Genomic DNA, 9341 nt, shown 5'->3' with positions numbered 1-9341 from the left:
TTCGAAAAACCTCCATGTCGCATTAGAGTTGAATACGAAGGCTTAAAAGCGGTTCGCTATATCACGCTAGCCTCTGACTATGATGAATGCGAAGATTAACCATTAATCAACAAGTTCTGACAAAACGTGTTCCATTAGGCACTTTTAAGCAGTGGTCTACTGATTTAGATTCCGGTAGAATCAGGCTTTAATTAATAACCGCTAGCAATGGACATGGACAATAATAAAAAGCTTCTTATCGTAGATGACAGCAAAGTATCTCGAATGCTAATTCGCGCGCAAGTTGCTGCTCAACGACCTGAATGGGCTATTACAGAAGCCAACAGTGGTGAACAAGCACTTGACATAATTGATGAGAATCTACCTGACTATTGCATGATGGATATTAATATGTCAGGTATTTTAGGCACCGACGCCGCTGAAATTATTCTCTCTAAATATCCTACCGTTCGTATTGTCATTTTGTCAGCTAATATTCAAGAAACCTATCAGAATCGCGCCAGTGGTTTAGGTATCTCATTTGTTGCCAAGCCTGTTTCAGAGAAATCAATTAGTCAAGCGATTAGCTATTTTGAAGGTGCATAATGATATTAACTGACTTACAACTCGATGCACTCGCTGAAGTATTTAATATTGGTGCCGGTAAAGCGGCAGCTAGCATTAGCGAAATAGTTAACGATGAAGTTCAATTATCAGTGCCCTCGATTGAATTTAAGCCTTCTTGCTTAATAAATGCAGATGCTCTAACACTCAACGCCAACAAATTTGGCACCGTCAGACAAGATTTTCACGGTATCTTTGATGCAACAGCATTGCTAATGTTTTCAGAAAACAGCGCCCTGGAAATTGTCAGGGAAATGATGAATTCAAACTTGAGCTTAGATGAGTTAGCCGAATTTGAGCAAGATGCCATGTGTGAAATTGGCAATATTATCATCAATGCCTGTTTAGCCACGATGGCCGATATGCTGAGTATGCGTTTAGATTGCTCTTTACCAAGTTATTCTATTATTTCCAGCAATGAAATTGTGACAGAAATAACCCACAACACAGTACAAGAGTACACACTACTCCTTAACGTCATTTTTACCAGCGTAAAACGCCAAACAGAAGGTCGATTAGTCTTATTATTAACCTCAGCTTCTATTGCCAATCTCATTCAACGTATCGACCAATTCTTAGCCGGTATTTAACTCACTATGCATACCAAATTGTTAAGCACTGTTGTTAATACCGTGAATATGGGCATTATCGTCGTCGATACTAATGCAAAAATTCTATTATGGAATCAATGGATTACTAACCACACAGGCATTAGTGAACATGACGTTATAGGATGTGACTTAACTACTGCTTTTAACGAACCCGTATCGCCCGCATTAATCAAAGCCATTAACAATACGCTCAGCTATGGTTTGCCTACGGTATTATCAAACGCCCTACATAAATCGCCACTACCGCTATATTCACAACTTAATAATAAAAACGAACATACCTTAATGTTGCAATCCATTACGGTGTCTTACTTAGCATATCAAAACAATAAAACGGCGTGCATGATACAAGTCATAGACGCATCAACCTCGCTAAAACGCGAGAAAATGCTGCGCTCGCACTCAGAAAGCTTAAAACGCGAAGCGATTACTGATAGCTTAACCGGTATTTATAACCGTAGATTTTTTGACGACCATTTTAAATTAAGCATTCATAACGCGATAAGACATAAACAATGCATGTCAGTGTTTCTAATCGATATCGATTACTTCAAACAATATAATGATAACTACGGACACTTATTAGGCGATAAAACGTTAAAAGCTGTCGCATTAGCTTTGAAACAACAGTTAGCTCGTGCCAGCGACATGATAGCGCGTTACGGTGGTGAAGAATTTGTGATGATATTTCCCAATTTTTGTTATGAGCAATCAGTGCATTTTACTGAGCGTTTGATTAAAGCGGTTTATGATTTAGCGATACCCCATGATTTAGCTCCACCTCATTATCGAGTAACTATTAGTATCGGCACCTGTTCAGGCCTGCCCTCTCAAAATGAAGACATACTCGACTTAGCGGACGCCGCGTTATATGAAGCTAAACAGCAAGGACGTAATCGTAGTGTTTGCAAAAACTTAGATGAAACGAGCACTCTTTGCCAAAATTAACATGCGTTATTGCCGTTCTTACAGGGCTAATTTAATGTAAAATAGATTATAACGTTATATCACTCTACAGATTACTCATCTCGGCACTGAGGGCACAACATACACATGAAATCACTAACCAACCCGATACCTTTGGCACAACAGAGCGTTATACCGCCAAATTACGCCGAGTTTAATGATTATTCGCGTTTACGTCTGCCCATGTATAGCTTGTTGATATGTGTAGGCTTAACGATTTGCTCTAAACAAAGCCTTGCTGAAGATATTCAGACTCAAGCACCTACGCTTGAATCAGCTCCGTTATCGCCGCCCGCGCCGTTACCGGCCTCGGAGCCGCCCGCTCCTATGACACCGGTGCAAGCGATTATTACCTCGCAGCACCATCCTTTTTTAACGGCAGCAAACTTCCCTAATCGTGCTGAGGATTTGAATGCACTCTATCAGCCAACCAATTACCAATTATTATGGCTTAACAAACCGAGTTCAGAACAAAATATCAACGATGTGATTAGCTTATTAAGCTCGGCAGCTGATTATGGTTTAAATCCTGAGCATTATGACGTTCAGTTGTTGCGCACTAAGCAAACAACTGCATTAAACGAACAGGATCAAGCGGCTTATGATACAGCGCTAAGCTTATCGCTGATTCGCTTTTTGCATGATTTACATTACGGACGTGTCAATCCGCAAGACATTAATTTCAATCTAAAATTACGCGAAAAAAAGCTGATTGATTTACCTTTGTTAATTAAAACCCATCTCGAACAACAAACGCTATTAGCATTACCGCCAGACGTTGAGCCTAAATTATTGCAATACCAAAAGCTTAAAACAGCATTATCGCAATACAAAAAACTTGCAGAAAAAGCCAGCCATTTTAAGTTAGCGTTTAAAAAAGCGCTTAGGCCAGGCGATACGTTTTCAGACGTCAGTGATTTGCGCGATATGTTAGTCACTTTAGGCGACTTACCCGAAAACACAGCACTCCCTGAAAAAGCCGATAAATATTCTGACAAGCTCGTGGTAGGTATTAAAAATTTCCAACGCAGACATGGACTTGCTGCTGATGGTGTTATTGGCAAAACGACTGCTGAAGAACTCAGCACGCCAGTGGATAAGCGCGTACAGCAAATTGAATTAGCGATGGAACGCTTACGCTGGCTGCCTGAATTAAGTTCTGACCCGTCGATTATTGTCAATATTCCAGCATTTCAATTATGGACGTACGAAAACGTTAATGATCCCAATACCAAAATGACTAACATGCGTGTTGTTGTTGGTAAGGCCATGAAAAATCAAACGCCGGTATTAATGGCAACGATGAGCTACATCGATTTTTCACCTTATTGGAATGTACCGTATAACATTGTTAAAGATGAGCTTTTGCCCAAACTCAGCCCAGGCTTTTTAGCCAAGGAAAATATGGAGCTAGTCTCTAATGGTGGCGTAACGGGTTATTCTGCGGCCACTGTCGCGCAACTAAAACAAGGCACGGTTAGAATACGGCAAAAACCAGGCAAGAAAAATGCGCTTGGTCGAGTAAAATTCTTATTCCCTAATAAAAATGACGTGTATTTACATGATACGCCGGCCAACTCATTATTTAGCCGCTCGCGTCGCGATTTTAGCCACGGCTGTGTGCGCGTCGCCAAACCGCAAGAGTTGGCAGAATTTGCGTTAAAAGAACAAAAAAATTTGGGATAAAGCAGCGATTGCAAAAGCCATGCAAGCAGGCAAGCTACAACGGGTTATCTTAAAAAAGCCAATACCCGTGATATTTTTCTATACCACGGCCTTTTTTGACGAACACGACCAATTGACTTTTTACCCAGATATATACGCTCAAGATACAGTGCTACAAGAAGCGCTGAAGAAAACGGACGACATTTCTGATCAAGTGCTTATTGCCAGCACCCCACCGCCAGAACCCCAACCTGAACCTGTTAGCAACAACACGACTACAGATTCTTTAAAAACAGTTGACGTTGGGGTGGTTAGATAACACGCCCCAGCCCCAAAAACATCCCCCTTTGCAATAAGGGGGATTGAGCCAACGCCTAATCCACGCTAATCACCTGAGCAACACTATTAGCTTGCTCAGCCTCTTGATACATGTCAAAAGCAGTCGCAGGTGCAAGCACGGCGCGTCCAGCTCGTGCAACTCTAAAGACTTGATAAAATTTCATCTCGGCCGCGCTTAGTAGCTTAACCACACGTAGCACTTTGTCAGGATAACGTTGAGTTTCTTTAACGTGCTGCCAATAATCATCGTCTTTACTTTGAATGTTAGCGTCAGCGAGATAAGTTTTATCGTTTTCTAAGCCTTCGGCAATTGCCGGTATCGCATCGCTAATAACGACAAAATCGCTAGCCGGATGAGCAGTGTTATTGGCTTCGTTGCTGCTGCGTTTAACCGAGATTTCACTGACCATGGTATCGCCAACATGAAGTGCTTGTTGGCTTAAATCAATAGCTTCACTGCCTGAAGCGGTAATACGCCGATAACTGCGAGTAATAGTTAAGTTAGCCGACTTAGCTTGAACCGCTGTATATGGCACACCGACATTCAGATTTGCCGTTATCGTGTCGGTTGGAAGTGTGTCCGATACGAGTAAATGCGATAAATCCTGAGCAGGAGTTAAATCGGTAAACTCGGCTAAATAGCCACCGGGTATTGCGGCTAACTTACCTAATGCTGTTTTATTACCGGTGCTGACAGTGATAGTGCGTGGTTTTGCCGAATGCGTTAACGCGGCTTCTTGGCTGAGCAATTGTCGAGTATTGTAAATGACTTGTGCGGTATCGTAAGTCGACAACCAATAACCATTGTCACGCTGTTGTAACAACCATTGAACCAAGCGCGCTTTTAATTCATCGGGTAAGGCTTTAGCGTTGTCTAATGCACCTAATCCGGCTGAAATCACGCCAGGCAAACCTAAAGTGAAGCCTAATTCTGGTTTATATTCTGCTTGATACACCTCTGGCTTTAACTCGGAGAGACTCAGTTGTAAGCGCGTAATCAAGCTTTGCTCTACCGTTTCGATATTAGCAAAATTGCTTATTAAAACTATGATAACTCATAGACTTATAGCTTAATACGATGTTTAGCGCTGCTATTAACTGAGTGGTATTGGCGGCTTGATCAGCAACGACTTTGTTAACAAAATCAGCTTGCTGCTGCCAAGGGGGTGACCAGGTGCTAAACAAAGAGTAACGGGCTAAGCTAAATTCATCACTAGCCGTAACTGATTGCGCTTGGTTGGATAACCATTCTATGCCTTTATTATAAAGCTTAGCAGCACCTTCAACATTTAACTCATTGGCATAATGCAGCGCTTGCATGGCTATCAGCGTCACTGGCACGCTGGCTTCGCTGTCACTAGGCCACAAGCTAAAACCACCATCCGCTTTTTGATTGGCACGTAATTTTTGTAACCCTAGTGCGGCATTTTGCTTGGCCTTAGTTAACACCTCGGCCAGTGGCCCTAATTGCTCTGGCTTAATATCGGCTCTGGCTAATAAATCCATTAACACTAAATTCGGCGCAATACTATGCGCTAATTGCTCAGTACAACCATAAGGGTATTGCACTAGCATAGTTGCTGCGTTTAATGCCGCACCTAATAATCCTGACTCCACGCGCACGGTTAATCGTTCTGGACTTGCCGATGCGGGATAACCCGCAAACAAGCTGCCGTCTTTTAGCTGATAACGATAAGATTGGGTTAAAAATGGTTTTTTAATCGGAATATCAAAACTTTCCGCACCACCGACTCTGACGCCATTCGGCGCTGTTAAACCGATTTGTAGCGCCGCTAGCCCATCAGCACCTGAAGCCGCTAAACGCAGCGGCCAACGTTGTTCTTTATTAGCCGGCACAACGGCTTTAGGCGTGACTTCACCACTGACGTTGCTTAAGCGTTCAGGTAACGTGATTTCAGCGGATAACGCTACGGGTTTACTTAACTGGTTGTTTACTCGAACAATAAAATCCGCCGTATCGCCGATATACATAAACGGCGGGCCTAGCATTTCCAACGCGACATCGGTTGTGGTACGAAATTGCCCGGTCGCTTCACCTAAACGCCCTTGTTTATCATTGGCTACCGCAGTCACCAGCCATTCGGTAATATTCGCAGGCATATCGACAGTGATACTGACTTTACCTTGCGCATCGGTGACTAAATGCGGGAACCAACCCGCTGTATCGCGCATGGCTTTCTTAGCCAATTTACTTTGGCTTTTTAGCGCGCTTAACGAGAAGTTAGGTTTACGCAATATATCCGCATAACCATAACCTTGTAGCTCATCGGAATAAAAACGTCGCTAAGTTATTGCGCTGTAGCGGATAGAAATAATCGAATACATTCGGCCTAAACTCGGCTTGTACGGCATACACCGCTTTATCAACAATGCCAACCGCTAACTCGGTATTGGCAGCCGGTGTGCCATCAGCATGTTGCACTAACACGTTTAATTGCGTGGTTTTAAGCGGCTCGGCTTCTGCTTGTTGGGGTTGAATGGTGAGCTTTAAACGTTTATCCCAAGGCACAACACGAAAACCTAAGGTTTGCTCACGATACTTACCCCCTGGCATCGGTAAGGTCACGGTGTGATAAAAACCTGTGCCATATTCGGGTTTTGCAGTAACGCTAAACCAATGACTACGCCCTTTGAGTATTTGATTTTGGTTGCTAAAAATACGCGAACCGGTAGTCGTTTGCCAAACATAACCTTGCTCTTGTTGTCCCCAAGCTTTAGGCAATAACGCAAAGATATTGGCTTGCTCACCGGGACTTAATACGGTATGCGAGGTGTACAACTCTAGCTCAGTGGCGTCAGTAACCGCCTCACCATTATTGCCAGCCACAATTAAACTAGCCGGTAATGAGGTCGCAGGATGTTTAAGCGTGTGTTCACCTAACCGCTCCAATTTCGCAACCGCCGTTAAGCTCCGTAACCCGATATAGCCGGTAAAGTGTGTGTTTGCTGACCATTAGCATCGGTTTTAAACGGCAGCTTTACCAACGCTTGTTTGCCCGTATTAGGCTGGGTTAGCTCAACATCTATCACGCCGCTGGCATAAGGTGCCGGTTTGCCATCGGCGAAGCTGCTTTGAATTAATAACGCTAAGTCTTTTTCACCTAACGCAGCAATCGTCTTACTAAAGCGCAAAGCAGGTTGCGCCTCGGATAAGGTTTGATAAATATTTTCGGTTAACACCGCCGTACTGCCAGCCGCATCTTGCGCTTTAACCATTAAGGTATAAACCCATTCTTGCTGGCTTTGCTCACCTGTACCCATAGGCACGGTAAACTCAAAACTACCCTCGCCGTTATCGTCTAAACGCGCCGCATTTTCCCAAGGATTACTTAATTCGGTCGCTTGTCGCTCTTCAATAGAGCTAAACACGCGGCGCGGTTGGCTAAGCGCATTACTAGATTTGATTTGACCAAAATAATCCGGCCCTGCCGCTAGCCCTAAGCCTGCTTCTTCAACAAACTGTGGCGCTTCAAATTTCTTTCTGTATAAAAACACTTCAAACTTCACGTCTTGGGGAATGCCGCCACTATAGCGTTTAGCATGAAAGTTTAATTTGAAGGCTTGACCTGGCGTAATCACCGAATCATGAGCTAACTCAGTTAAATAAAACGTCGGCTTTTGATAATCTCTAACTCTAAATTCACCACCGTAGGCTTTATCGTCTATCTCGGCCAATAATCGATAAAGCCCTGGTGTTTGCGCGTTATCTAATGCAAAACTACCGGAAAAGGTAGCAAAATCGGTTACTTCAGCCGTTGCGGTCAATCCTGTCGCACGGCCATCGGCTTGTAATAGCGACACTTTAGATTGCTTGTTTTTTATCGCTGGAATCTGTAACTGCCCGTCCTGTGCTTTGCGGATAATCCCTTTGTAAAAAAACATTTCGCCGGGTTTGAAAATAGGTCTATCCGTCATGACAAAAACACTACGTTCATAGTCTTGCGCTGGCAAAAAATCAGTCGCTGTTAACGCGGTTCGGGTTTGCTGGTTTAGCATCGCATCGACTTTAACCAATAACTTGCCGTCTAATATCCCCTCAGGATTATTAAACAATACCTCACCACCGGCATTGGTTTTATCGGCTAACACTTGCCATTTTCCACGACCATCACGATAGCTGACGGTGGCATTGGCAACCGGCGTTAAACCACGCTCAATAGCTCTGACTAAGACTTGTTGCCCTGATTGTTTAACTTGTACCGATAAGCTACTGACTTGTAATAAACATTGAGCCTCATTCTTGCCTTGCACGGCTTGCACAAGGTAAATACCGTCAGGCAGTTTATTTAACTGAATATCGCGGATTTTATAGCGGCTGCGTAAATAATAATCTTGCTCAAACCACCAGCTTAAATCCTGTGCATTGCTTCCATTGCGGGTTAAATCTAAAAAGTCTTCGCTAACAGTTTTAAATCCTTTAGGTGCTGCGATGAGCACTTGTTCAGGTACGCTCGCTAATGTTGTCGCTCCAGTATTTTTTAACGCATGACTAAACGGACTACCTGCTAATGATTTGCGAAAATCCGCTGCTAACAAACCACGCATTAAGCGCAACGGCGATTCCGTGCCGTTTAAACCTTTTGCAAAATAATAGCCGGGATTCAGCTCGCTGATAGGCTGTTCGTAACTGCGGCTAATATTAAATTGCCCGTCTAAAAAGCTATCTAGCTGCTCAGGTTTTAACACGCGCACCAGCATCGGTTGCTCATCGGTATAATCCAGTCGAATAACCGGCGCTTCATCTGTGCTAAAACTACGCCCTGCTGTTAAATAAAAAGGACTGCCTGCGAAAACCGAAAAACTCAACAATAAACCAATCAGTAACGCTAGTGGTTGCATAACGCCTCCCTACCTTCGCTCAGGATGATGAATGTGTGGTACGCAGTGCGTACCTTTTTCATTGATTTTTATGATGTTATAAAGGTGCCCACAGCGCACCCACCTAAAAACCAAATGTGACCGTTTGAAGTATATAAACCGCAGATAGCTATGGCGTATATAATCTGAACGGTCAAGTTTTCGGTATCTTGTGTTGTTGTGCGCTGTGCGCACCTTTTTTCATTGATTTTTAATGATAACCTATAAAGTGCACACAGTGCACCCTACCTAAAAACCGAAAACTTAACCGTTTAAAGC

At 43.4% G+C, this 9341-nt stretch carries 9 protein-coding genes; 5 read left to right on the top strand and 4 right to left on the bottom strand.

The features are described 5' to 3' along the window. The first annotated feature begins 213 nt into the window (after nucleotides 1-213). The 5 genes from VZ94_RS08295 to VZ94_RS28515 all read left to right on the top strand — a co-directional run bounded on the left by VZ94_RS08295 (nucleotide 214) and on the right by VZ94_RS28515 (nucleotide 4164). A complete protein-coding gene (locus tag VZ94_RS08295; protein WP_239649758.1) occupies nucleotides 214-585 on the top strand; it encodes a response regulator transcription factor in 372 nt (123 codons plus the stop codon). After that, entirely contained in the window at nucleotides 585-1193 is a 609-nt protein-coding gene (locus VZ94_RS08290) for a chemotaxis protein CheX (protein WP_082081473.1), read from the top strand. The genes VZ94_RS08295 and VZ94_RS08290 overlap by 1 nt, the downstream gene beginning before the upstream one ends. Before the next feature lie 6 nt (nucleotides 1194-1199). Further along, on the top strand, nucleotides 1200-2162 hold the full coding sequence (locus VZ94_RS08285) for a sensor domain-containing diguanylate cyclase (protein ID WP_045778868.1): 963 nt from the start codon (nucleotides 1200-1202) through the stop codon (nucleotides 2160-2162). A gap of 105 nt (nucleotides 2163-2267) precedes the next feature. Further along, entirely contained in the window at nucleotides 2268-3866 is a 1599-nt protein-coding gene (locus VZ94_RS08280) for a L,D-transpeptidase family protein (RefSeq protein ID WP_052700335.1), read from the top strand. Nucleotides 3867-3885: 19 nt separating this feature from the next. Further along, on the top strand, nucleotides 3886-4164 hold the full coding sequence (locus VZ94_RS28515; RefSeq protein ID WP_052700334.1) for a hypothetical protein: 279 nt from the start codon (nucleotides 3886-3888) through the stop codon (nucleotides 4162-4164). A gap of 55 nt (nucleotides 4165-4219) precedes the next feature. Here VZ94_RS28515 and VZ94_RS28510 read toward each other — a convergent pair whose 3' ends face one another. The 4 genes from VZ94_RS28510 to VZ94_RS28495 are packed head-to-tail and all read right to left on the bottom strand — an operon-like array spanning nucleotide 4220 to nucleotide 9044. Beyond that, complete coding sequence (locus tag VZ94_RS28510; RefSeq protein WP_052700333.1) at nucleotides 4220-5185, bottom strand: alpha-2-macroglobulin family protein; 966 nt, start codon at nucleotides 5183-5185, stop codon at nucleotides 4220-4222. A gap of 22 nt (nucleotides 5186-5207) precedes the next feature. Further along, on the bottom strand, nucleotides 5208-6440 hold the full coding sequence (locus VZ94_RS28505) for an alpha-2-macroglobulin family protein (RefSeq protein WP_052700332.1): 1233 nt from the start codon (nucleotides 6438-6440) through the stop codon (nucleotides 5208-5210). A gap of 28 nt (nucleotides 6441-6468) precedes the next feature. Then, nucleotides 6469-7095: a hypothetical protein gene (locus tag VZ94_RS28500; RefSeq protein WP_052700331.1), complete on the bottom strand. Its 627-nt coding sequence runs from the start codon at nucleotides 7093-7095 to the stop codon at nucleotides 6469-6471. Between the two features lie 14 nt (nucleotides 7096-7109). After that, on the bottom strand, nucleotides 7110-9044 hold the full coding sequence (locus VZ94_RS28495) for an MG2 domain-containing protein (RefSeq protein WP_052700330.1): 1935 nt from the start codon (nucleotides 9042-9044) through the stop codon (nucleotides 7110-7112). Nucleotides 9045-9341 lie beyond the last annotated feature (297 nt).

The sequence above is a fragment of the Methylocucumis oryzae genome (assembly GCF_000963695.1).
In the GTDB taxonomy this organism is placed as follows: Bacteria; Pseudomonadota; Gammaproteobacteria; order Methylococcales; family Methylomonadaceae; genus Methylovulum; species Methylovulum oryzae.
The sequence above is the reverse complement of the archived record's forward strand: the minus strand, read 5'-3'. Positions and strand labels throughout refer to the sequence as shown.